The organism is Allobosea sp. NPDC055353 (genome assembly GCF_053644975.1).
In genome coordinates, this window is sequence record NZ_JBSHMC010000002.1 from 44,115 (window position 1) to 65,598 (window position 21,484).

Annotated in this window: 21 protein-coding genes; 2 read left to right on the top strand and 19 right to left on the bottom strand. The window is 66.6% G+C overall.

Translation table 11 applies throughout. The features are described 5' to 3' along the window. Window positions 1–35: 35 nt before the first annotated feature. The gene (locus tag ACWIEX_RS13435) at window positions 36–2,759 is read right to left on the bottom strand and encodes a bifunctional diguanylate cyclase/phosphodiesterase (RefSeq protein WP_454033543.1); all 2,724 of its coding nucleotides are present in this window, start codon (window positions 2,757–2,759) and stop codon (window positions 36–38) included. A 25-nt stretch (window positions 2,760–2,784) separates the two neighbouring features. After that, window positions 2,785–3,885, bottom strand: a complete 1,101-nt coding sequence (locus ACWIEX_RS13440; protein WP_454033544.1) for a TRAP transporter substrate-binding protein — start codon at window positions 3,883–3,885, stop codon at window positions 2,785–2,787. A 526-nt stretch (window positions 3,886–4,411) separates the two neighbouring features. On the opposite strand from ACWIEX_RS13440, the gene ACWIEX_RS13445 reads away from it, so the two are divergent. Next, on the top strand, window positions 4,412–4,732 hold the full coding sequence (locus ACWIEX_RS13445; RefSeq protein WP_454033545.1) for a hypothetical protein: 321 nt from the start codon (window positions 4,412–4,414) through the stop codon (window positions 4,730–4,732). Window positions 4,733–4,885: 153 nt separating this feature from the next. Here the strand turns inward: ACWIEX_RS13445 and ACWIEX_RS13450 are convergent, their stop codons facing one another. The 6 genes from ACWIEX_RS13450 to ACWIEX_RS13475 all read right to left on the bottom strand — a co-directional run bounded on the left by ACWIEX_RS13450 (window position 4,886) and on the right by ACWIEX_RS13475 (window position 11,910). After that, window positions 4,886–5,011 carry an MFS transporter small subunit gene (locus ACWIEX_RS13450; protein ID WP_454033546.1) on the bottom strand — a complete coding sequence of 42 codons (126 nt, stop codon included), beginning with the start codon at window positions 5,009–5,011 and terminating at the stop codon, window positions 4,886–4,888. 283 nt (window positions 5,012–5,294) lie between these two features. Next, a complete protein-coding gene (locus tag ACWIEX_RS13455) occupies window positions 5,295–6,740 on the bottom strand; it encodes an L-lactate MFS transporter (protein WP_454033547.1) in 1,446 nt (481 codons plus the stop codon). A 58-nt stretch (window positions 6,741–6,798) separates the two neighbouring features. Next, on the bottom strand, window positions 6,799–7,026 hold the full coding sequence (locus tag ACWIEX_RS13460) for a formate dehydrogenase subunit delta (RefSeq protein ID WP_454033548.1): 228 nt from the start codon (window positions 7,024–7,026) through the stop codon (window positions 6,799–6,801). A 5-nt stretch (window positions 7,027–7,031) separates the two neighbouring features. Further along, window positions 7,032–9,872 (bottom strand): formate dehydrogenase subunit alpha, encoded by a 2,841-nt coding sequence (gene fdhF, locus ACWIEX_RS13465; protein ID WP_454033549.1) that lies wholly within the window; start codon window positions 9,870–9,872, stop codon window positions 7,032–7,034. A gap of 11 nt (window positions 9,873–9,883) precedes the next feature. Further along, on the bottom strand, window positions 9,884–11,440 hold the full coding sequence (locus ACWIEX_RS13470; RefSeq protein WP_454033550.1) for an NADH-ubiquinone oxidoreductase-F iron-sulfur binding region domain-containing protein: 1,557 nt from the start codon (window positions 11,438–11,440) through the stop codon (window positions 9,884–9,886). Beyond that, window positions 11,437–11,910, bottom strand: a complete 474-nt coding sequence (locus ACWIEX_RS13475; protein ID WP_454033551.1) for a formate dehydrogenase subunit gamma — start codon at window positions 11,908–11,910, stop codon at window positions 11,437–11,439. Before ACWIEX_RS13475 ends, ACWIEX_RS13470 begins: the two co-directional genes overlap by 4 nt. A 121-nt stretch (window positions 11,911–12,031) precedes the next feature. On the opposite strand from ACWIEX_RS13475, the gene ACWIEX_RS13480 reads away from it, so the two are divergent. Then, the gene (locus ACWIEX_RS13480; RefSeq protein ID WP_454033552.1) at window positions 12,032–12,895 is read left to right on the top strand and encodes a LysR family transcriptional regulator; all 864 of its coding nucleotides are present in this window, start codon (window positions 12,032–12,034) and stop codon (window positions 12,893–12,895) included. Between the two features lie 54 nt (window positions 12,896–12,949). On the opposite strand, the gene ACWIEX_RS13485 is transcribed toward ACWIEX_RS13480, so the two are convergent. The 11 genes from ACWIEX_RS13485 to ACWIEX_RS13535 form a co-directional block, all read right to left on the bottom strand. Further along, on the bottom strand, window positions 12,950–13,201 hold the full coding sequence (locus tag ACWIEX_RS13485; protein WP_454033553.1) for a hypothetical protein: 252 nt from the start codon (window positions 13,199–13,201) through the stop codon (window positions 12,950–12,952). Window positions 13,202–13,368: 167 nt separating this feature from the next. Next, complete coding sequence (locus tag ACWIEX_RS13490; protein ID WP_454033554.1) at window positions 13,369–13,671, bottom strand: DUF6522 family protein; 303 nt, start codon at window positions 13,669–13,671, stop codon at window positions 13,369–13,371. Next, complete coding sequence (gene ccoS / locus ACWIEX_RS13495; protein WP_454033555.1) at window positions 13,668–13,883, bottom strand: cbb3-type cytochrome oxidase assembly protein CcoS; 216 nt, start codon at window positions 13,881–13,883, stop codon at window positions 13,668–13,670. The genes ACWIEX_RS13490 and ccoS overlap by 4 nt, the downstream gene beginning before the upstream one ends. Continuing rightward, window positions 13,880–16,138 carry a heavy metal translocating P-type ATPase gene (locus tag ACWIEX_RS13500; protein ID WP_454033556.1) on the bottom strand — a complete coding sequence of 753 codons (2,259 nt, stop codon included), beginning with the start codon at window positions 16,136–16,138 and terminating at the stop codon, window positions 13,880–13,882. Before ACWIEX_RS13500 ends, ccoS begins: the two co-directional genes overlap by 4 nt. After that, a complete protein-coding gene (locus ACWIEX_RS13505) occupies window positions 16,135–16,920 on the bottom strand; it encodes a DUF2189 domain-containing protein (RefSeq protein ID WP_454033557.1) in 786 nt (261 codons plus the stop codon). The genes ACWIEX_RS13500 and ACWIEX_RS13505 overlap by 4 nt, the downstream gene beginning before the upstream one ends. 14 nt (window positions 16,921–16,934) lie before the next feature. Beyond that, the gene (locus tag ACWIEX_RS13510) at window positions 16,935–17,141 is read right to left on the bottom strand and encodes a hypothetical protein (RefSeq protein ID WP_454033558.1); all 207 of its coding nucleotides are present in this window, start codon (window positions 17,139–17,141) and stop codon (window positions 16,935–16,937) included. Further along, window positions 17,138–18,016, bottom strand: a complete 879-nt coding sequence (gene ccoP, locus ACWIEX_RS13515) for a cytochrome-c oxidase, cbb3-type subunit III (protein ID WP_454033559.1) — start codon at window positions 18,014–18,016, stop codon at window positions 17,138–17,140. The genes ACWIEX_RS13510 and ccoP overlap by 4 nt, the downstream gene beginning before the upstream one ends. A 3-nt stretch (window positions 18,017–18,019) precedes the next feature. Then, entirely contained in the window at window positions 18,020–18,190 is a 171-nt protein-coding gene (locus tag ACWIEX_RS13520) for a cbb3-type cytochrome c oxidase subunit 3 (RefSeq protein WP_454033560.1), read from the bottom strand. A gap of 4 nt (window positions 18,191–18,194) precedes the next feature. After that, the gene (ccoO, locus tag ACWIEX_RS13525; protein ID WP_454033561.1) at window positions 18,195–18,929 is read right to left on the bottom strand and encodes a cytochrome-c oxidase, cbb3-type subunit II; all 735 of its coding nucleotides are present in this window, start codon (window positions 18,927–18,929) and stop codon (window positions 18,195–18,197) included. Window positions 18,930–18,933: 4 nt separating this feature from the next. Beyond that, on the bottom strand, window positions 18,934–20,589 hold the full coding sequence (gene ccoN, locus ACWIEX_RS13530) for a cytochrome-c oxidase, cbb3-type subunit I (RefSeq protein WP_454033562.1): 1,656 nt from the start codon (window positions 20,587–20,589) through the stop codon (window positions 18,934–18,936). Window positions 20,590–20,758: 169 nt separating this feature from the next. Next, the gene (locus ACWIEX_RS13535) at window positions 20,759–21,472 is read right to left on the bottom strand and encodes a NapC/NirT family cytochrome c (protein ID WP_454033563.1); all 714 of its coding nucleotides are present in this window, start codon (window positions 21,470–21,472) and stop codon (window positions 20,759–20,761) included. Window positions 21,473–21,484 lie beyond the last annotated feature (12 nt).

A 21,484-nucleotide genomic window follows, 5' to 3' on the forward strand; every position in this document is an offset into this window, starting at 1 on the left:
GGCGACGAAGCTTCCATGGCGTTGCCTTGAGCGGGCTACGGCGTATCGGAGGTGTCGCGTGCGCGGCTTCCCTGCTGGCCGTTGCGGTTGCGCGGCGAACGCCTGAACAGGGTCGTATGAACGGCTTTCAGGATCGGCTGCGGCTTCCCCAGCAGATACCCTTGCGCTTCCGTGCAGCCCGCCCGATCGACCGCATCGAGCTGATCTTGTGTCTCGATGCCCTCCGCCGTGGTGGTCATGCCGAGCTCGGCCGCCAGCGCCGCGACGGCCGCGACGATGGCCGCGCTGTCGGAATGGGCGGTCATGTCGCGCACGAAGGAGCGGTCGATCTTGACCTTGTCCAGCGGGAAGAGCCGCAGGTGGCTCAGGCTCGAATAGCCCGTGCCGAAATCGTCGAGCACGATTCGGACGCCGAGCTCCTTGAGGCCCCTCAGCGTTCCGAGGTTGCGATTGTCATTGGCGAGCAGCGCGGTCTCGGTGATCTCAAGTTCGAGCCGCCTCGGGTCGAGCCCGGTCTCGGCGAGGATATCGCGCACCGTTGCCACCGCATCGCCGAAGATCAATTGCACCGGCGAGAGGTTGACGGCGATGCGAAGATCGCCCGGCAACTGGGCCGCGTCCATGCAGGCCTGGCGAAGGACCCACTCGCCGAGATCGACGATCAGCCGCGTCTCCTCCGCCAGCGGCACGAACTCCGCCGGCCCGACCAGCCCCCGTTCCGGATGGTGCCAGCGCAGCAATGCCTCGAACCCGCAGAGCTTGCTGGATTTCAGATCGAAGATCGGCTGGTAGGACAGCTCGAACTGCCGCTCTTCGACGGCCTGGCGCAGATCCATTTCGAGGGCGAGACGGGCGCGCAGTTGCTCGTCCATTTCCGCCGTGAACACGCAACAGACGCCACGTCCCCGGGCCTTGGCCTGGTAAAGTGCGAGGTCGGCCTGTTTCAGGAGGAGGTCTGCATCGAACCCCGAGCCCTCGGCAATGGCGATGCCGACGCTGGCCGAGATGGAAATCGTCCGGTCCTTGAGGACATAAGGCTCGCTGAGAACCTCGATGATGCGGGTCGCGAGCGCCACGGCCTGCTGCGGTTGCCCCGGATCGAGGCTGAGAACCGCGAACTCGTCTCCACCCAGGCGCGCGACGCATTCGGTATCCCGCACGCAGGTCTTCAGGCGCTCCGCGACCGAGAGGAGCAGCAGATCGCCGACGGGATGCCCGAGCGTATCGTTGACGTCCTTGAAGCGATCGAGGTCGAGGAACAGCAGGGCGGCCACCGCGGAAACGCCCTCCTTCCGCAGCAGCGACTTCGTGATCTGGCTGCGGAAAGCGAAACGGTTCTGCAGGTTCGTCAGATCGTCGTGATGGGCCAGGAAGCGGATGCGATGTTCCTGCTCGACGAGGGCCGCGTTCTGCTGCCGCGCCTCTTCGGCCGCCTCGTTCGCCCGCGTGTTGGCGGCAGCCAGCTCCGCGAGCGCCCCCTTGAGTGCCGTGATATCGGTGCGGATGCCGACGATCCCGCCATCCCTCATCCGGCTTTCCGTGATGAGCAGCCAGCGTCCATCCGGCAGCAGGCGCTCGATCGAGCCCCTGCCCTGGCGATGCCAAGTGGTGACATCCCTGACGAATTCCCCGATCTCGCCGGTCGCCTGAGGATATTGGCCGAGCTCGGCTCCCTTGCGGATGATATCCTCGAAATGCGCACCGGCCGTCATGAAGGGCGCGCTCAGCGCATAGAGGTCGCGATAGCGCTGGTTGCACGTCACCAGCCGGTCGCTCTCGTCCCACATCACGAAGCCGTCGGACATGACCTCGATCGCGTTGTCGAGGAGGGCCGCGGCCCGCCCGCGCTCGGCATCCGCCCGTTCGCGCTGGTGGATGGCCAGCAAGATGGCTCCGGCAAAGGCCGACAGGAGCAGCGCCCCGAAGACAGCCGCCGTGATCGTCCGGTCGCGATCCTGGCGCCAGTCCGCGAGAACCTCGGTGCTCTTCACGCTCAGGACGACCCGGATGTCGCCATAGAGCGAGCCTCTGACCACGTTCAGGGTCCCGGTTTCGCTGCCTCTGTCGCCGACCAGAAAAGCCTTGCCCTTCGCCAATCGCGCGGGCAAGGCGGGAACGCGGGGCTTGCCGATCAGCAATTCGTCATGCGGCAGCATCGCGACGATCTGACCATCGGCGCGTTCGAGCGAAATCCGCGTGTCAGAGCCGACACCGGCCTCCGCCAGCAGTTTCATCATCGTGTGCAGGGGCACCTCGGCAACAGGGACGACGCCATGCCACGCGGGGATCCGGCGTGCGACGTAAAGCGACCAGTCCCCGGTGACGGCGTTTCGGATCGGGCCGATGAGGTTCGTCGGCGCGCGCGAGACCATGGCGACATCCAGCGGCAGGCTATGGCGAGCGCCGCTCGACCTGGCGGAAGCGATGATGCTGCCATCGGGCCCGACGAGCAGCAGGTCGCGAAACGCCATCGTTTGGAAGTTGAGGCCGCGAAGCAGGCGGCTGGCGGGCTCCCTTTGGCCGGGGCCGATCTGAGCGACATCGAACAGGGTCGCAAAGCTCGCCAGCGCGCCATCGACCTGCAGGAGTTGCCGGTCGAGCGCATTCTCGACGGCGACGGCCTGGCCTTCCAGCGATTGCTCGGCAGCCCTCCAGGCGGTCACCTCCCTCTGGCGAACCAGATTGGAGGCGCCGGTCGCAGCCACCGCCAGGATGACGGCCGTCCCCGCTACCACCATGAGCTTAAGGCGCTTGATCATTGGTCCTCGTCGAGGGGCGGCGAGTTCACGGCGTCCGAGGCCCGATGGCGTGAAGCGGCTGGAGATAGGTGTTCCAGGCCAGGACGCAGTCCTCCCCGCAACGCTCGAACCAGCGCGGCAGGACGACCTCGGCAAGGAGGCGCCGGCGCGTCGCGTCCGCTGGCAGGGCCGGCACGACGGTCATCGGCCGCCCGGGCTGGCCCGAACAGGTCTCCGTCCCGGCATTGCAGGCGAGGCCGCGTTGCGTATCGGCTTCCGCCTGGGACCAGATCCGCTCCTCGAGCTGTCCGACGCCCTGCCGGATGGTGTCGCGCGCATCCGCGGGCAGGCCATCCCAATAAGTCGCGTTCGCTCCGAAGATCGAGACGCCCCAATTGAGCGCGAGGGCGTGCACCGCCACGGCGACGCGCGGCAGACCGATCTCGTAGCCGCTCAACGTGCCCGTGATCGCGCAATCGACGACCCCGTTGCGCAGAGCCGCCACGATTTCGGCAAAGGGCAGGATCACCGGCACGGCGCCCATCGACGCCATCAGCTCGGATTGCCCGACGGAAGAGGTGCGCACCTTCCGTCCGGCGAGATCGTCGAGCCCTTTGAAGGGCCGGGTGCAGAACAGCACCTGCGCCGGATAGGCATAGATGCCGAGAAGCTTGATCTCGTAGCGCTCGCGCAGGAGGCTGCGCAGATGCTCCCGGAACGCGGCGACGGTCCGGCGCAACGTCGCGACATCGGGGTTCAACAGGGGCAGGTCGACGGCACTCAGCTCCGGCTCGTCGCCCGCGACGGCACTCAGCTGGGCCGTACCGAACGACACCACGCCGAGCCGAAGGAGCTGGAGCATCTCCTGGTTGCGCAAGCCCCCCGCATCGAGCGGCCGGATCGTCGCGGTGATGCGCCCCTTCGACAGCGCATTGATCTCCGATTGCCAGAAGGGCTGCTCGATCTTGGTGTATTGGGTGAGGCCGGCGAGCCCGCCGATGATCTGCAGTTTGACCGGCTCCTCGGGACGTGTCTGGGCCAGGGCCGCGCAGCCTGCAAAGGCGAACGCGGCGGCAACAGCTGCAATCATAGGCTGCACGCGCCGGAGCGGGCGGCGGATGATGGCGTTGTCGCAGGCCTTGACCATCTCCCCCCCCGTGGTAGCCGTGTGCAATCGAATGATATTCAGCCGTGGCGGTTAACCGCGGTTAAACCGGAAGCCCCGGCTTGCGCCGATGGCCCTATCTTTCCACTGCGTTTCAGCACGCAAGGCGCGCAGCCAGCCATGTGGGGTTGATCGCGCAGTCGCAGCGCCGTCGTGCCTTCGATCTATCGACGATGGACCTGCAAGGCCAGTCTTGCCCGTGCCGCGCCAAGCTTGTCGAAGCTGTGCTTGAATACTCCCGCCGGTACGGCCAAAACTATATTGCATACGCGATATAAAGTCGGAGCGACCTGCAACAACGCCCGAGGAAGGTTTCGGCTGTTGCAGCGCAAGCGAAGCTTGCTATGCTCGCTGATCTACTGCTCCCGTCCCAGGTCGTATCGTCAGGCATCGAGGCTCCCCGTCGCGCGCGTCAGATGGCAGCGCGCGAAGCAAGGAAGCCTCTCGGCCCGGGGCCGGCGGCACGCGAAGGTCGGAAGCAGCCTTGGGGAAAGCGGGAGGGGTGGGGATGGTGCGTCTGGCGACGGTGGCGGCTCTTTGGGTTCTGGTCTGCCCGGCAGCGGCGACGAGCGAGGTGCTGCGCCAGGGCGAATTCCTGCAGGACTACATCACCTGCGAAGCGTGGATGAAGCGCGAAGCCACGGATGCCGAAATGCACGGCCTGATCGGCCGCTGGGTGATCGACGCCCTGCGCCACGGCTCTCCATCGCGATTGTCGCGATATGGGGATGGCGAAGTGCTCGATGCGGTCGAACGCCAATGCCGGGCTCAGCCGGCCAAGACATTGACGGTCGCGACCTTCCTGGCCGGGCTTCGGCTGCCGGAGTAGCGACTGGAGCATCGGCCCGAAAAGTGGAACGCGGTTTTCGGAGAATGCCGATGCAAAATCAAAAGCCTGGAGCATCGGACTGAATACGGTACTCAGTCCGATGCTCTGGCTCTTGGCCGGAGCAGCGACGATGCGCAACTCCGGCCGCCGGGATTACTGGAAGAGCTTCATTGCGTTGACCAGCGTCTGGGCGACGCCGCCCAGCAGCGGAATGCCCGCGATGCTCCAGGCCACGACGAGGCGAAGCGTGCTGGTTGGAGCGATATCGTTACTCTGCATGATGATCCCCTCGGAGCATTGTCGAGCGAAGCGGACGTCCGCTTCGCCCAAGGAAATGCGATAAGAACAACGGCTTGGATCGTTTTCTTGATTCAGGATATCCAGGAATCGTCCTAGGAACCCGACGGATGGCCGCTGCCCGCCACCAGGGCAGCGATGCTGGCGGCACTGTGCTGCGGCCGAAGCGACGCCATGGCGTGCCAGAGCCAATAGCGAAGCCAGGCCAGCAGCAGGAGCCGCAATGGCGGCTCCCGAGGTGCGATGACCGGCATGGCTCGGCTCCTCATGCCGACCCGGGCGCGGTCTGGACACCGCCGGGCAGATCGCGGGCGCGCGACGGCTCGGCCTCGCTCACCATGTGATGGCGCTTGTCGACCGCCCTGACGCAGAGATTGGCGATGAAGCCGATCACGAGCAGCCCCGCCATGATGTACATGGTCACGTTATAGGCCTGCGCCTTGGGCACGCCATGCGCGAGATTGTATTCGCGGATGTAGTTGATCAGCACCGGCCCGGCGATGCCCGCCGCCGACCATGCCGTCAGCAGGATGCCGTGGATGGCGCCGACATAGCGGGTGCCGAACATGTCGCGCAGATAGGCCGGCACGGTCGAGAAGCCGCCGCCATACATGCTGACGATGATCAGGAAGCAGATGACGAACAGCACGACATTGCCGCTGCCGCCGGCATAGGGCACCGTGATGTAGAGGATGAAGCCCAGCACCATGTAGCAGAAATAGGTGTTCTTGCGCCCGATATAGTCGGAGAGCGAGGCCCAACTGAAGCGCCCGCCCATGTTGAACAGGCTCATCAGCCCGACGAGGCCGGCGGCCGCGACCGGGGTGATCCGGCCGGGGAACATCTCCTGGCTCATGGCCGAGGCCTGCCCGAGCACGCCGATGCCTGCCGTCGTGTTGACGAAGAGAACCGTCCAGATCAGCCAGAATTGCGGAGTCTTGACCGCCTGGTAGACGAAGACATCGTTCTTGGTGATCAGCTTGCTGGTCGTTGCCGGCGGCACATAGCCCTCCGGCTTCCAACCCGGCGCCGGCACACGCACCGTCAGCGCGCCGAACATCATGAACAGGAAATAGACGCAGCCCAGCGTGATGAAGCTCCAGAGCACGCCGACATCGCTCGCCGTCTGGAACTTGCTCATCAGCCAGACCGAGAGCGGCGAGGCGATCAGCGCGCCACCGCCGAAGCCCATGATCGCCATGCCGGTGGCCATGCCGGGCCGGTCGGGAAACCATTTCATCAGGGTCGAGACCGGCGAGATATAGCCGATACCGAGCGCGCAGCCGCCGATTACGCCGTAGCCGAGATAGATCAGCCAGAGATTGTGCAGCTTCACGCCGAGCGCCGAGATCAGGAAGCCGCTCGCCCAGCAGATCGCGGCGGTGAACATCGCCTTGCGCGGCCCGCCTTCCTCGACCCAGCGTCCGAAGAGCGCGGCGGACACGCCGAGAACCACCATCGCGATCGAGAAGATCCAGCCGAGTTCGGTCAGCTTCCAGTCGTCGGGAGTCGATTGCGAGATACCGAGCAGGCGCGTCATCGGCAGGTTGAAGACGCTGAAGGCATAGGCCTGGCCGATGCACAGATGCACGCAGAGTGCGGCCGGCGGCACCAGCCAGCGGCTGTAACCGGGCTTGGCGATGGTGCGCTCGCGATCCAGGAAGGGGATCATCGATTTGGCGTATTCGTTTCGTCGGTCGATCGTCGTCATGCGTTTCCTCCTCCAGCCGGGTCGTTGCCCTGTTTTCGGCTTCGCGCTTTGGCGAGTTTCAGCCGGTTTTCGCCCTCTCGGTGGCGATCAGCGCGACGGCATCGCGAACCAGCGGGTCGAGCCCGCTGCCGCCGTCGTCGAAATGTGCGCAGATGGCGCTGCGCATGCGTGGGTCCCAGAATTTCCGGAGATGGGTCGCAACCGCCTCGGCCACTTCGGCCCTGGGCTGGCTCGCGAAGAAGCTGCCGATCTGGTTGGCCATGTGGATGAGCCGGTCGAGTTGCATCGCGCTCACTCCGCCGCGGGCGGCATGATCCGCCGGCTGTTGTCGGCGAAGGCGGAATAGTGCTGCTGCCAGTCCGAGCGCCCGTTGGAAGGCGAGACCTGCACCGCCGTGCATTTGTATTCCGGGCAATTGGTCGCCCAGTCGGAATAGTCGGTGGTGACGACGTTGGCCTGCGTGTCCGGGTGGTGGAAGGTCGTGTAGACCACGCCGGGCGCGACGCGCTCGGTCACCAGCGCCCGCAAGGCGGTCTCGCCGGAACGGCTGGCGAGCCGGACCCAGGAGCCGTCGGCGATGCCGCGCTCCTCCGCATCATGCGGATGGATCTCGAGCAGGTCCTCCTTGTGCCAGACCACGTTATCGGTGCGTCGCGTCTGCGCGCCGACATTGTATTGCGAGAGGATGCGCCCGGTCGTCAGCAGCAGCGGATAGCGCGGGCCGACGCGTTCGTCGGTCGCGAGATATTCGGTGATGACGAAATGGCCCTTGCCGCGCACGAATTTGTCGATGTGCATCACCGGCGTGCCGGTCGGCGCCTGCTCGTTGCAGGGCCACTGGATCGAGCCGAGCTCCGCGATCCGCGCGAAGGAGACGCCGGCGAAGGTCGGCGTCAATCGCGCGATCTCGTCCATGATCTCGGATGGATGGTCGTAATGCATCGGATAACCCAGCGCGTTGCTGAGCGCGACCGTGATCTCCCAGTCGGCGAGGCCGGATTTGGGCTCCATCACCTTGCGCACGAGCTGGATGCGCCGCTCGGCATTGATGAAGGTGCCGTCCTTCTCAAGGAAGGTGCTGCCGGGCAGGAAGACATGGGCGTAGTTCGCCGTCTCGTTCAGGAACAGGTCCTGCATGACGACGCATTCCATCGCCGACAGGCCGGCCGCGACATGGCGCGTGTCCGGGTCGGATTGCATGATGTCCTCGCCCTGGACGTAGAGGCCCATGAAGGAGCCATCCAGCGCCGCATCGAGCATGTTGTTGATGCGCAGGCCCGGCTCCTTGTCGAGCCAGGTACCCCAGGCATCCTCGAACAGGCCGCGCACCGCATCGTTCGAGACATGGCGATAGCCCGAGAATTCGTGCGGGAACGAACCCATGTCGCAGGAGCCCTGGACGTTGTTCTGCCCGCGCATCGGGTTCACGCCGACGCCGGGCCGGCCGATATTGCCGGTCGCCATCGCGAGATTGGCGATCGCCATCACGGCGGTCGAGCCCTGACTGTGCTCGGTGACGCCGAGCCCGTAATAGATCGCGCCATTGCCGCCGGTGGCGAACAGGCGCGCCGCGCCGCGGATATCGGCAGCGGCAACGCCGGTGACCTTCGAGAGCGCCTCGGGGCTGTTGCGCTCCTCGGCGACGAAGGCGGCCCAGTCCTGGAAGGCGTCCCACTCGCAGCGCTCGCGCACGAAGGCCTCGTCGATCAGCCCCTCGGTGACGACGACATGGGCGAGCGCGGTCAGGATCGCGACATTGGTACCGGGCAGCACCGGCAGGTGATAAGCCGCCTCGACATGGGGCGCCCGCACCAGCTCGATCCGGCGCGGATCGATGACGATGAGCTTGGCGCCCTCGCGCAGGCGCTGCTTCATCCGCGAGCCGAAGACGGGGTGTGCGTCGGTCGGGTTGGCGCCCATCAGCAGCATCACGTCGGTCTGCTCGACGGAATCGAAATCCTGCGTGCCGGCCGAGGTGCCGAAGGTGGTGCTCAGGCCGTAGCCGGTCGGCGAGTGGCAGACGCGGGCGCAGGTATCGACATTGTTGTTGCCGAAGCCGGCCCGCACCAGCTTCTGGACCAGGAAGGTCTCCTCGTCGGTGCAGCGCGACGAAGTCAGGCCGCCGATCGAGCCCACGCCATGCTTCGCCTGAATGCGCTTGAACTCGCTGGCGGTATGGGCGATCGCCTCTTCCCACGACACCTCGCGCCAGGGATCGGTGATCTTCTCCCGGATCATCGGGTTGAGGATGCGTTCCTTGTGGTTGGCGTAGCCCCAGGCGAAGCGGCCCTTGACGCAGCTATGGCCGTGATTGGCCTTGCCGTCCTTGTAGGGGATCATGCGGACGACCTCGTCGCCGCGCATCTCCGCCTTGAACGAGCAGCCGACGCCGCAATAGGCGCAGGTCGTCACCGTCGACCATTCCGGCTTGCCCTTGGCAATGACGGCTTTCTCGATCAGCGAACCCGTCGGGCAGGCCTGCACGCAGGCGCCACAGGAGACGCAATCCGACTCCAGGAAGGACTGGTCGGTGCCGGCAGCCATCACGGATTCGAAGCCGCGGCCGGTGATGGTCAGCGCGAAGGTGCCCTGCACATCCTCGCAGGCGCGTACGCAGCGCGAGCAGACGATACATTTGGCCGGGTCGTAGCTGAAATAGGGATTGGACTCGTCGAGCCCGGTATCGCGGTGGCGCGCGCCGTCGAAACCGTAGCGGATTTCCGTGAGCCCAACTTGCGCAGCCGTGTCGAGCAGCGCGATATCGCCCTCCCCGGCCGGACCAAGTCCTGCGACCGGGTGATCGGAAACATAGAGCTCCATGATGCCCTTGCGCAGTCGGTCGAGCCGCTCCGAGCGCGTGTGCACCACCAGCCCTTCCGCGACCGGCGTGGTGCAGGAGGCCGGTGTGCCGTTGCGGCCCTCGATCTCGATCAGGCAGAGCCGGCAGGAGCCGAAGGCGTCTAGCATGTCGGTCGCGCAGAGCTTGGGGATCTCGGTGCCGATCTCCATGGCCGCACGCATGATCGAGGTGCCGGCCGGCACCGTCGCGCTGCGGCCGTCGATGGTGAGGGTGACCATGGCGCTCGCCTTGGAAGCCGGCGTGCCATAGTCGGTTTCCTGGACGAGCTGCATGGCGACCTCCTTCACTCCGCCGCCTGGCGGCTGGGCGGCGTGACGCCGAAATCTTCCGGGAAATGGGTGAGCGCGCTCATCACCGGATAGGGCGTGAACCCGCCGAGCGCGCAGAGCGAACCGAGCTTCATCGTGTGGCAGAGGTCTTCCAGCACCATCAGGTTGGCGGCGCGCTGCTCGCCGGCGATGACGCGGTCGATCACCTCGACGCCCCGCGTCGAGCCGACGCGACAGGGCGTGCATTTCCCGCAGGATTCGACCGCGCAGAACTCCATCGCGAAGCGCGCCTGCCGGGCCATGTCGACACTGTTGTCGAACACGACGATGCCGCCATGGCCGATCAGCCCGTCCCGCGCCGCAAAGGCCTCGTAATCGAAGGGCGTATCGAAGAGCGCGCGCGGGAAATAGGCGCCGAGCGGCCCGCCGACCTGGACCGCGCGCACCGGCCGGCCGCTGGCCGTGCCGCCGCCGATCTCGTCGACGAGCTCGCCGAGTGTGATACCGAAACCGACCTCGAACAGGCCGGGATGACGGATATTCCCGGCGAGCTGGACCGGCATCGTGCCGCGCGAGCGGCCCGTGCCGAAATCGCGATAGAACGCGGCGCCCTTGTCGAGGATGATCGGCACTGTCGCGAGCGAGAGCACGTTGTTGATGACGGTCGGGCAGCCGAACAGCCCCTTATGCGCCGGCAGCGGCGGCTTGGCCCGGACGACGCCGCGGCGCCCCTCCAGGCTGTCGAGAAGCGCTGTCTCCTCGCCGCAGACATAGGCGCCGGCGCCGACCCGGACCTCCATGTCGAAGGCATGGGAGGAACCGGCGATCGCCGCACCCAGCATGCCCTTCCGGCGCGCCTCGTCCAGCGCATGCTCCAGCGCGACGATCGCATGCGGATATTCCGAGCGAACATAGATATAGCCATAGGTCGCGCCGACGGCGATGGCCGCAATCGTCATGCCTTCGATCATGACGAAGGGGTCGCCCTCCATGATCATCCGATCGGCGAAGGTGCCGCTATCGCCCTCGTCGGCATTGCAGACGATGTATTTCCGCCCGCCTTCCGCCTTCGCGACGGTGTCCCATTTGATGCCGGTCGGAAAGCCGGCACCGCCGCGCCCGCGCAGGCCGGATTCCGTGACGGCCGCGACGATCGCCGCCGGGCCGGCATCGAGCGCCGCCGCCAGCCCGCGATAGCCGCCATGCGCGATATAGTCCTCCAGGGAGCGGGGATCGACGATGCCGCAGCGCGCGAAGGTCAGCCGGGTCTGCTTCGCGAAGAAGGACAGCGCCTCCGTCAGGCCATGGCATAGCGGATGGCTCGCGCCGGCCAGGGCAGCATCGAGCACGCCGGCGGCATCGCCCGGAGAGATCGGCCCATAGCCGATACGGCCGTCGCGGGTGGCATGTTCGACCAGCGGTTCGAGCCAATGCAGCCCGCGCGAGCCGGTACGGACGATGTCGATGGCGATCCCGCGCGCATCGGCCGCCGCCTGCAGCGCCTCCGCCACGCGATCGGCATCGACCGCGATGGCCGCCGCGTCGCAGGGGATGAAGAACCGCGGCGTCATTGCCCGACCTCCGCCAGCAGCGAGGCGAGCTTGCCGTCGTCGAGCCGCCCGACGATGCGACCATCGAGCATCGCTGACGGCGCCACCGAGCAGAGCCCCAGGCAATAGATGGCTTCGAGCTGGACCTTGCCGTCCGCGCTCGTGCCGCCGAAGCCGATGCCCAGTGCATCCTGGGCCCGTCGCGCCAGCCGCTCCGCGCCTTGGGACTGGCAGGCCTCGGCCCGGCACAGCTTCAGGCTGTGGGCCGCGGGCGGCTCCTGCCGGAAATCCGCATAGAAGGTGATGACGCCATGAACCTCCGCGCGCCCGATATTCAGCGCATCCGCCACAAGGGCCGTCGCCGCCGGATGGATATAGCCGAACTCCTCCTGCAGCGCGTGCAGGATCGGCAGCAAGGCGCCCTCGCGGGATGTCCATTCCGAGATGATGCGGGCGGCGATATCGCCATCCCAGGCCAGATGCCGCTTCAACGCTTTTCCCCTGCGATCTCTGCGATCTGCTTGAATCGCAGGCTCATGCAGGCGGATGGTTTTGACAAACGAATAATTATAAACTTACGTATCGGATTTATCGATTTAAAAGGCGACAGGTATGGACACCGAACTGGCGAGAACCTTTCTGACGGTGGTCTCGGCCGGCAATTTCAGCGCTGCGGCGGACCGGCTCCATGTCAGCCAGTCGACGGTGAGCACGCGGATCAACGTGCTGGAGGAGCAATTGCGTTGCCGGCTGTTCGTCCGCAACAAGGCCGGAACGACCCTGACGGCGGCCGGGCACCGCTTCCAGCGCCACGCCGCGACGCTGGTCCAGACGGTGGTGCAGGCGCATCACGATATCGGGCTGCCCGAGGGCGCGGCCGGAACGCTGGCGGTCGGCGGCCGGATCGGTCTTTGGGAGGAGTTCCTGCTGCGCTGGCTACCGTTGATGCAGCGGGCCCGGCCCGACGTGTCGATCCGGATCGAGAGCGCGCTCGAGCCGGAGCTGATGCACGGGCTGATCGAGGGGCGCCTCGATATCGGCGTGATGTATACGCCGCAGAGCCGCCCGGGCCTGAAGGTCGAGCATCTGTTCGACGACCGCCTGGTCATGATTGCGACGGATGCGCAATCCGCGCCCGAGCCGCAGTCCGGCTATGTCCTCGTCGACTGGGGCTCGGAATTCCAGGCGCGCCACAGCGCGAGCTTCCCCGATTTCGGCGGCGCGCTGCTCAGCGCCAATGTCGGCTGGCTGGGGCTGCAGCATATCCTGGAACATGGCGGCTCCGGCTATTTTCCCGCCCGCATCGTCGCCCCGCATCTGGCCGCCGGAACGCTGCATCTCGTCGAAGGCGCACCGCACTTCATCATGCCGGCCTACGCGATCTCCCGCGCGGGCACGCAGGACGGGGCCCAGGCCGAAGCCCTCGCGATGATCAGGGACATGGCGGGCACCCTGCTCTCGATCGGCTCGCCCTGAGCCGTCGAAGCAGGAGGCAGGCCGATCGCGGCGGAGCTTGGCTCGTCCGCCGCCTCAGAACGAGGGCAGCACGCCGCCGCCGAAGCTGTCGGACCGTCCGGCGAAGCCCGTCTGGCTATCGCGCGTATTGCCGGGTCCGCTCAGGCGCGCCGGAGCCGGGCCGGCATCGAGATAGCTGCGCTGCTGCGGCTGGAAGGTCATGCTTTGCACCACGGGCGGTTCCGAATAAGCGGCCGGCTCGCTGGAGACGCAACCGCCGAGTGCCGCAAGGAGGGCCGTCGCCGGGGCAAGGTGGAGAAGACGCATCGTTCCCTCGTCGAGAAAGCGCAGGCGGAAAGCGAAGACCGGCGACTGCCGATGCGATTCACCCTGCTGAGCCGCCATTATCGGGATCGCGGCCGGAAATGTATAGCAAGGCTCCGGTCAGCCGACCCGCGCGCCAGACATGTGCCGGGCGGGCGGCAGGCTTTCGGTCAGTGTCGCTCGCGGCGACCTTGCGGGGGAACGAAATCGAGCTGTTCTTCCGCAACCGTCCCGTCAGGCAGAACGACGGCTTGCCAGCAGCGGTTGCCGCAGCGGACGGAGAGACGCCAGCGCCCCTCATCCTCCGCCTCCCCGCGCTCGACCCGGCTCGTCACCAGCCCGCGGCGCATCAGGTCTCGCAATTCCTCCGCCGACCAGCCGAAGCGCTTCGCCAAGCGCGCAGCGTCCAGCACGAAGGAGCCGTCCGCATCCCGGACGAAGGGAGGTTCGGGCGAGGCTTCACCGGTGGTCATGGCATTTCGCTCCGGCGCGTCGATCGTTCCGGCTCCTTCTGCACTGAAGGGCGGGCCGCATCCAGAGCGCCTTCGTCCTCATCGAGCAGGATCCGCTCGGCGGCGCCGTCGAGATCGTCATACTGGCCGCTACGCAACGACCACAGGAAGGCGGCGAGCGCGGCCCCGCCGAGCACCAGCGCCAACGGAACGAGGAAGACCAGGCTGCTCATTCGCCGGGTTCGCAGGCCGGGGCAAGCTTTCCGGCCCGCCGCGTGTCAGTCTCGACACGAACCTGCGCCTTGCCCGCATCGAGCCGCAAGGCATTGGCCACGACGAGGATCGAGGACAGCGACATCGCGAGCGCCGCGATCAGCGGCGTGACATAGCCGGCAATGGCAACTGGCAGGGCCAGCGCGTTGTAGAGGATCGCCAGGGCGAAGTTCTGCCGTACCAGCCGGCCGGCGGCGCGCGCGACGGCAACAGCCTTCGGCACCGCATCGAGCCCATCATGCAGGAAAACGAAATCGGCGACGTTGCGGCCGATATCGGCGGCCGAGGCCGGCGCCATCGAGGCATGCGCCGCAGCCAGTGCGGGCGCATCGTTGAGGCCGTCGCCAACCATCAGCACTTTGCGCCCCTCGGCAGCCAGCGCAGCGAGACGCTCGACCTTCCCGGCCGGCAGCAGACCGGCCGAGATATCGTCGATGCCGAGCCCGCCCGCGATCGGCTGGACCGCCGCTGTCCTGTCGCCGGAAAGCAGAGCAATGGAAAGGCCATCGGCACGCAAGGCATCGACAGCGACACGCGCCTGCGGGCGCAAAGTCTCGGCGAAAGCGAAGCCGGCGACGAGCACGCCGTCGCGGCTCAGCACCGTGCCGCTTTCGTCCTCGCCGCCCGTTTCCGCGAGCGCCCATTCCGCCCGCCCGAGGCGATAGCGATGCCCTTCCAGCTCCGCCTCGACACCGAGACCCGGATGCTCGCGGATCTCCTTCAAGGCCAAGCCGCCCTCCGGCGCCGCTGCCGCGATGGCGCGTGAGAGGGGGTGGCTGGAGCGACGCGCGATCGCTGCCGCAATCACCAGATCCTTGGCCGGGATCGCGGCGGGATCGACCAGTTGCGGCTGGCCGTAGGTCAGCGTGCCCGTCTTGTCGAAGGCGACCGTGTCGATCTCGGCGATCCGCTCGATAGCCGAGCCGTCCTTGACCATGATCCCGGCCTCGAACAGGCGTCGCGAGGCCACGACTTGCACGATCGGCACGGCCAGTCCCAGCGCACAGGGGCAGGTGATGATCAGCACGGCGATGGCGATGGTGATCGCGCGATGCCAGTCGCCGGTCGCCATCATCCAGCCGAGGAAGGCGATCAGCGCGGTGGCATGGACGACCGGCGAATAGAGCGCCGCCGCCCGGTCGGCGATGCGGCGATAACGGGCCCGGCCACCCTCCGCCGCCTCCATCAGCCGAACCATCTCGGCGAGGAAGGAGCTCTCGGCCTTGGCCGTGGCGAGGATCGTCAGCGGCCCCGAGAGATTGAGCGTCCCGGCCTGCACTGCCACACCCGGCGACACGGATTGCGGGGCACTCTCGCCGGTCGCGATGGCGCAATCGAGCTCGGAGGCGCCCTCCTCCACAATCCCGTCGACGGGCACGCGCTCGCCGGCCGTGAGCGCGATCCGCATGCCCGGCGCCACCTCGGCCAGCGGCAGATAAGTCCGCCCGCCATCGGTATCGAGCACGGTCGCACCGCGCGGTGCCAGCCGCATCAGGCCGCGCACGGCGGCGCGCGCCTTCTCATGCATGAGATGGTCGAGCGTGCGGCCGATCAGCAGAAAGAAGATCAGCGAGGTCGCCGCGTCGAAATAGGCATGCGGCCCGTCATGGATCGTGTCGTAGAGGCTTAAGCCGAAGGCGAGGCAGATACCGATCGAGATCGGCACGTCCATGTTGGTGCGGCCGTGCCGCAGCACCGCCCAGGCCGAGGCAAAGAAGACGCGACCCGAATAGAGCAGGCAGGGCAAGGCCAACGCGCCCGAGATCCAGTGGAAGGCCTGCCGCGTCTCGGGCTCCGCTCCCGACCAGACCGAGACCGAGAGCAGCATGATGTTCATGGCGCAGAAGCCGGCGACCGCCAGCGCCCGGATCAGCCGATCGCGCTCGGGGTCCTTGCCATCCGCTTCGCTCTCGAAGAGATGGCCGGGATAGCCGAGCCCTGCGAGCGCCGTCAGCAGGTCAGGCGCTTCCTCGCCCCGCCATTGCACCGCGGCACGGCGGGTCGAGAGATTGACCCGCACCTGCGCGACGCCGGGCAGCCGGGCAACCCCCGTTTCCACCGCCCGGATGCAGGCGGCGCAATGCAGGCCGGGCACCGAGAAGTCGCTCTGCCGCAGGCCATTGCCGAGGTCGCGGCTGGCGAGGCGGATCTCCTGCCGCGCCGCCGACGGATCGGGCGCGCCGTCCAGAGCCAGCGGCGGCGCGCAGCAGCTCATCTGAGCGCCCGGTAGCTGTGCCAGGTGGCGTGGCCGAGAAGTGGGAAGACGACGATCAGCCCGAGGAGCCCGGTCGCGACCGAGACGAGGAACAGGGCGAGCACGATCGCGCCCCAGGCGATCATCACCGGCAGGTTGTTCCAGACCATGGAAATGCTGGTGCCCATCGCGGTGAAGGCATCGACCCGCTCGTCGAGCAGCATCGGGATCGCGAAGGCGCTGATGGCGAAGGAGAAGGCGGCGAACAGCCCGCCGACCACGGTGCCGACCAGCAGCATCGCCCAGCCCACCGGCGTCCCGAACAGCATGGCCGCGACATCGTGGAGGCCGGGAAACGGCCGCAGGCCGAAGAACAGCGCGTAGATGATGACGGCCGCCCGCATCCAGACCAGCATCAGCAGCGACAGGATCGCGCCCGTAAACCAGACCTGCCCGCCCGAAGCCGCCTTGACGAAGATCATCCGGGAGAGGCTGACCGGCTCGCCCTGCTCGATCGCGCGGCTCTTCTGGTAGAGCCCGATCGCCAGCAGCGGCCCCATCACCATGAAGCCGGCCAGCGCCGGGAACAGGATGTAGTCGAGCCCGAGCCGGAACAGCCCCCAGACGATGACGGCCGAGACCGCGAAGACCGCGAGCCCGTAGAGCAGGCTCGGCGCCGGATTACGCCAGAGATCGCGCCAGCCCGCCCCGAGCCAGGACAGGGCGGCGCCCGCCGGCAGGTTGCGCCGACGCTGGGCGGAGAGAGGCAGCGGCATCTCCTGGCCGTTCCCGATCGCAGCCATGTGCTCCTCCTCCCTCAGCAGGACGGACGGGCGGCGCGGAAACCGCCCGCCTCGCCCGCCGATTTCGCATGCGGCACGCAGTCCGTCTGCGAACCTATGGCGACATAGACCAGATGGGCGTTGGCGAGGATGAGCCCACCCGCCAGCACGCCGGCGAGCGCCAGCCAGAAGCCCCTTCGCCCGCCGCGGCGCCGGGTTTCGCCGTCTGCCGGAGCGCTCATCGCTTCGCCTCACCGAGCGTGCCGACATAGAGCGCCAGCAGCTTGATATCGGTCGGCGAGAGCCGGCCTTCCCAGCTCGGCATATGGCCCTGCCGGCCGCCATGGATGCTGTTGACGACCGATTGCAGGTCCCCGCCATAGATCCAGTTGGCGTCGGTCAGGTCAGGCGCGCCGAGATCATGCTGGCCCTTGGCGTTCTCGCCATGGCAGGCGACGCAATTCGCCGCGAAGACCTCCTTGCCCGCCGGCACGCGCGCCTGCTCGGCCGCGTCGAGCTTCTGGCCCGAGAGCGAGCGGACATAAGCAGCGACGGCCAGAACCTGCTCGCGCTGGAGAATGCCGTCGCGGCCGAAGGCCATCATCTGCCCGGTGCGCGTATCCTTGGCCGTGCCGTTGATGCCGACGCGGATCGTCTCGGCGATCGCCTCCGGGCTGCCGCCCCAGAGCCAGGAGCCGGCGGCGAGATTGGGGAACCCCGGCCCGCCCTTGCCCTGCACACCGTGGCAGACGGCGCAATTATCCTCAAAAAGCGTGCGGCCGGTGTCGCGGACATGGCGCATCAATTGGGGATCAGCGGCGATCTCGGCGAAGGAAGCCTTGTCGAGCTTCGCGGTCCAGCTCGCGCGCTCGGCGGCGGCATCGCGCACCTGCTCGGTCACGACCTGGCGCTGGTCGATCCCAAGCAGCCCCTTGGTATAGGTCACGCCCAAAGGCCAGGCCGGCATCAGCAGCCAGTAGCCGATCGCGAACAGGGTGGTGGCGGCCAGGAAGAACAGCACGACGCGCGGAATCGGCGTGTCGAGTTCCTCGATGCCGTTCCATTCATGGCCGGTCGTGATTGTCCCCGTGGCGGGGTCGCGCCTCGCATCTGCCATCGCTCAGTCCCCCGGCCTGTCGTCCTTGTCGAAAATGCTCTTCTTGGCCCGGTCGAAGCGTTTCCGGTTCGACGGCCACAGCGCGTAGATCAGCACGCCGATAGCCATGGCCACGAGGTAGAACAGCCCCCAGCTCTTGGCGAAACCGACCAGCGTTTGGTGATCGACATCCATCGTCTCACTTCTCCGCCACGGCGGACTGCTTCTGCGCCGCATCGGTCAGGCGGCCCAGCACCTGGAGATAGGCGACCACCGCGTCCATCTCGGTCAGGCGCCCCGGCTCGCCATCGAAGGCGCGCACGTTCGTCGCATCGCCATAGCGCTCGCTGACGCCGCCGGCATAGGCGCTGTCAGGGCTCGCCTGGCCATAGGCGTCCGTGCTGGCATTGGCGATCTGCGCATCGTTATAGGGCACGCCAACCGCGCGCTGCGCCTTGAGGTGCCGGCCGAGATCCTCGGTCTTCAATTCGTTGCGCATCAGCCAGCCGTATTTCGGCATCACCGATTGCGGCACGACATCGCGCGGGTTGATCAGATGCGCGACATGCCAGGCATCGGAATACTTGCCGCCGAGCCGGGCGATATCCGGCCCCGTCCGCTTCGAGCCCCAGAGCATCGGATGGTCGTATTTCGACTCGACCGCCAGGGAATACGGCCCATAGCGCTCGACCTCGTCGCGCAGCGTCCGGATCATCTGGCTATGGCAGGCATAGCAGCCCTCGCGGATGTAGATGTTGCGCCCCGCCAACTCGAGCGGCGTGTAGACGCGCATGTCCGGCGCCTTCTCGACGGTGTCGCCGATGGTGAAGAGCGGTGCGATCTCGACGAAGCCGCCGATCGCGGAGACGCCGATGATGGCGAGGACGAAGCCGATCGCGCTGCGTTCGAGCTTGCGATGAAAGAACTCGCGCATCGGCTTACTCCCCGGCCTGAAGGGCCGCGCCCTGCAGCGCCGGCAGGTCTGTATCGCCGGCGGCCGCCGCAGCCTGCGAGCGCGACATCCGGATCGTCATCCAGACATTGTAGGACGCGACGATCGCGCCGATCAGGAACAGCAAACCGCCGACGGTGCGCGCGATGTAATAGGGATGCATCGCGACCAGGCTGTCGATGAAGGAATAAGCCAGCGTGCCGCTGTCATTGTAGGTGCGCCACATCAGGCCCTGGATGATGCCCGAGTTCCACATCGCGAAGACGTAGATGACGGTCCCGGCCAGTGCGAGCCAGAAATGCACCTCGATCAGCTTGGGCGAATACATCCGCTCGACCTTCCACATCCACGGCACCAGCGCGTAGAGCGAGCCGAAGGTGATCATCGCCACCCAGCCGAGCGCGCCGGCATGGACATGGCCGACGGTCCAGTCGGTGTAATGCGAGAGCGAGTTCACGGCCCGGATCGCCATGAACGAGCCTTCGAAGGTCGAGAGCCCGTAGAACACGGCGGCGACCATCATGAAGCGCAGCGTCGCGTCGTCGCGGACCTTGCCCCAGGCGCCGTTCAGCGTCGCCAGCGCATTGCCGGCCGAGGCCCAGGACGGCACTAAGAGCACCACCGAGAAGGTCATGCCCAGCGTCTGCACCCATTGCGGCAGCGCCGTGTAGTGCAGGTGGTGCGAGCCCGCCCACATATACATGAAGGTGATGCCCCAGAAGCTGATGATCGACAGCCTGTAGGAGTAGATCGGCCGCCCTGCCCGCTTCGGCAGGTAGTAATACATCATCCCGAGGAAGCCGGAGGTCAGGAAGAAGGCGACGGCGTTATGACCGTACCACCACTGCGTCATCGCATCCTGCACGCCGGAGAACAGCGAATAGCTCTTGGCCTCGCCGAAGGAGATCGGCACCGCCAGGTTGTTGACGATGTGCAGCACCGCCACGACCAGGATGAAGGCCATGTAGTACCAGTTCGCGACGTAGATATGCGGTTCCTTCCGCCGCTGCAGCGTGCGGATATAGATCAGGAAGTAGGTGACCCAGACGATCACGAGCCAGATATCGGCATACCATTCCGGCTCGGCATATTCCTTCGACTGGGTGACGCCCATCAGGTAGCCGCTGGCCGCGATCACGCAGAACAGGTTGTAGCCGATCAGCACGAACCACGGGCTGAACTGGTCCGGCAGGCGCGCCCGCGTGGTCCGTTGCAGGACGTGGAAGGAGGTCGCGATCAGCGCATTGCCGCCGAAGCCGAAGATCACGCCGGAGGTATGGACCGGCCGCAGGCGGCCGAAGCTCGCCCATCCCGCATCGAAGGTGAGATCCGGCCAGGCCAGCAGCGCCGCGACCCAGACGCCGAAGAACATGCCGGCCACGGCCCAGCCGAGCGAGAGCACGATGCCGACCCGCGTCGGATCGTCGTAATAGCGCGTCAGGCGCTCGTCGGGCGGCTCCGGCGCAAAGTAGTTCGACATGACCAGGCCGATGCAGCCGAGCCCGAAGAGCAGGATGATCGCGCCATGCACAGTGAACAGGTCGTCACGGCCGGCGATCGCCATGGCAAACCCGCACAGCGCCAGAAGCGCCGAGATCGAGATGGCGCGCTGCCGCTCCGCGACAGTGAGTGCCGCAATCATCGCTCACCTTCTCCATGACTGGCGCGGGCCGGCGGCCCGGCGCCTTCGCGACGGATATCGCATAAAAGACTCATCTCAGATACCTGATTTGCCGATCGGAAGATCGGACATAATGCCCTAGGCAAAATTGACGCAGGGCAAGCCACGCGGTCGCCAGCGCAAGGCAATCTCACCGTGTCTCGATCTCCGCGAGATAGGTGCGGACAGCGCGTTCCGGCCCATGCCAGGAGGCGCTGCCCTTGCCCTGCAGTTCGGGCGCGTCCTTCCAGCCGGGTTCGATTCCCGTCATGTCCGGCAGCAGATGGGCGATGCCCTTGTGGCAGTCGATGCAGGTCTTCTCGCCGGTGGTCAGGAAGCGGCTGTGGATCTCGGCGGCGCGGCGGGTCTGCTTGGTGAAGTCCATCGCGACCGAGGAGTGGCAGTTGCGGCATTCCAGCGAGTCGTTCGCCTTCAGGCGCGACCATTCGTGCTTGGCGAGTTCGAGGCGCATGCCGAGGAATTTCTCGCGCGTCGAGATCGTGCCGAAGATCTTGCCCCAGACCTCCTTCGAGGCCTGCATCTTGCGGGCGATCTTGTCGGTCCAGTTATGCGGGACATGGCAGTCCGGACAGGTCGCGCGCACGCCCGAACGATTGGAGAAATGCACCGTCGACTGCAGCTCCTGATAGACGTTGTCGCGCATCTCGTGACAGGAGGTACAGAATTTTTCGGTATTGGTGACTTCCAGCGCCGTGTTGAAGCCGCCCCAGAACAGCACGCCGCCGACGAAGCCGCCGAGCGTCAGCAGGCCGAGCGGCAGATAGGCGCTCGGCCGGCTGATGATGCGCCAGAAGCTGACGACGACGCCCCAGCACCAGAGAATGAAGGATTTGAGTCGACCCATGATCCCGCCCCG

Excerpts from the sequence above, each read along its gene's own strand:
- ACWIEX_RS13435 (WP_454033543.1), bottom strand. The coding sequence starts at position 2,759 with ATGATCAAGCGCCTTAAGCTCATGGTGGTAGCGGGGACGGCCGTCATC.
- ACWIEX_RS13440 (WP_454033544.1), bottom strand. The coding sequence starts at position 3,885 with ATGGTCAAGGCCTGCGACAACGCCATCATCCGCCGCCCGCTCCGGCGC.
- ACWIEX_RS13445 (WP_454033545.1), top strand. The coding sequence starts at position 4,412 with ATGGTGCGTCTGGCGACGGTGGCGGCTCTTTGGGTTCTGGTCTGCCCG.
- ACWIEX_RS13450 (WP_454033546.1), bottom strand. The coding sequence starts at position 5,011 with ATGCAGAGTAACGATATCGCTCCAACCAGCACGCTTCGCCTCGTCGTG.
- ACWIEX_RS13455 (WP_454033547.1), bottom strand. The coding sequence starts at position 6,740 with ATGACGACGATCGACCGACGAAACGAATACGCCAAATCGATGATCCCC.
- ACWIEX_RS13460 (WP_454033548.1), bottom strand. The coding sequence starts at position 7,026 with ATGCAACTCGACCGGCTCATCCACATGGCCAACCAGATCGGCAGCTTC.
- fdhF (WP_454033549.1), bottom strand. The coding sequence starts at position 9,872 with ATGCAGCTCGTCCAGGAAACCGACTATGGCACGCCGGCTTCCAAGGCG.
- ACWIEX_RS13470 (WP_454033550.1), bottom strand. The coding sequence starts at position 11,440 with ATGACGCCGCGGTTCTTCATCCCCTGCGACGCGGCGGCCATCGCGGTC.
- ACWIEX_RS13480 (WP_454033552.1), top strand. The coding sequence starts at position 12,032 with ATGGACACCGAACTGGCGAGAACCTTTCTGACGGTGGTCTCGGCCGGC.
- ACWIEX_RS13485 (WP_454033553.1), bottom strand. The coding sequence starts at position 13,201 with ATGCGTCTTCTCCACCTTGCCCCGGCGACGGCCCTCCTTGCGGCACTC.
- ACWIEX_RS13490 (WP_454033554.1), bottom strand. The coding sequence starts at position 13,671 with ATGACCACCGGTGAAGCCTCGCCCGAACCTCCCTTCGTCCGGGATGCG.
- ccoS (WP_454033555.1), bottom strand. The coding sequence starts at position 13,883 with ATGAGCAGCCTGGTCTTCCTCGTTCCGTTGGCGCTGGTGCTCGGCGGG.
- ACWIEX_RS13500 (WP_454033556.1), bottom strand. The coding sequence starts at position 16,138 with ATGAGCTGCTGCGCGCCGCCGCTGGCTCTGGACGGCGCGCCCGATCCG.
- ACWIEX_RS13505 (WP_454033557.1), bottom strand. The coding sequence starts at position 16,920 with ATGGCTGCGATCGGGAACGGCCAGGAGATGCCGCTGCCTCTCTCCGCC.
- ACWIEX_RS13510 (WP_454033558.1), bottom strand. The coding sequence starts at position 17,141 with ATGAGCGCTCCGGCAGACGGCGAAACCCGGCGCCGCGGCGGGCGAAGG.
- ccoP (WP_454033559.1), bottom strand. The coding sequence starts at position 18,016 with ATGGCAGATGCGAGGCGCGACCCCGCCACGGGGACAATCACGACCGGC.
- ACWIEX_RS13520 (WP_454033560.1), bottom strand. The coding sequence starts at position 18,190 with ATGGATGTCGATCACCAAACGCTGGTCGGTTTCGCCAAGAGCTGGGGG.
- ccoO (WP_454033561.1), bottom strand. The coding sequence starts at position 18,929 with ATGCGCGAGTTCTTTCATCGCAAGCTCGAACGCAGCGCGATCGGCTTC.
- ccoN (WP_454033562.1), bottom strand. The coding sequence starts at position 20,589 with ATGATTGCGGCACTCACTGTCGCGGAGCGGCAGCGCGCCATCTCGATC.
- ACWIEX_RS13535 (WP_454033563.1), bottom strand. The coding sequence starts at position 21,472 with ATGGGTCGACTCAAATCCTTCATTCTCTGGTGCTGGGGCGTCGTCGTC.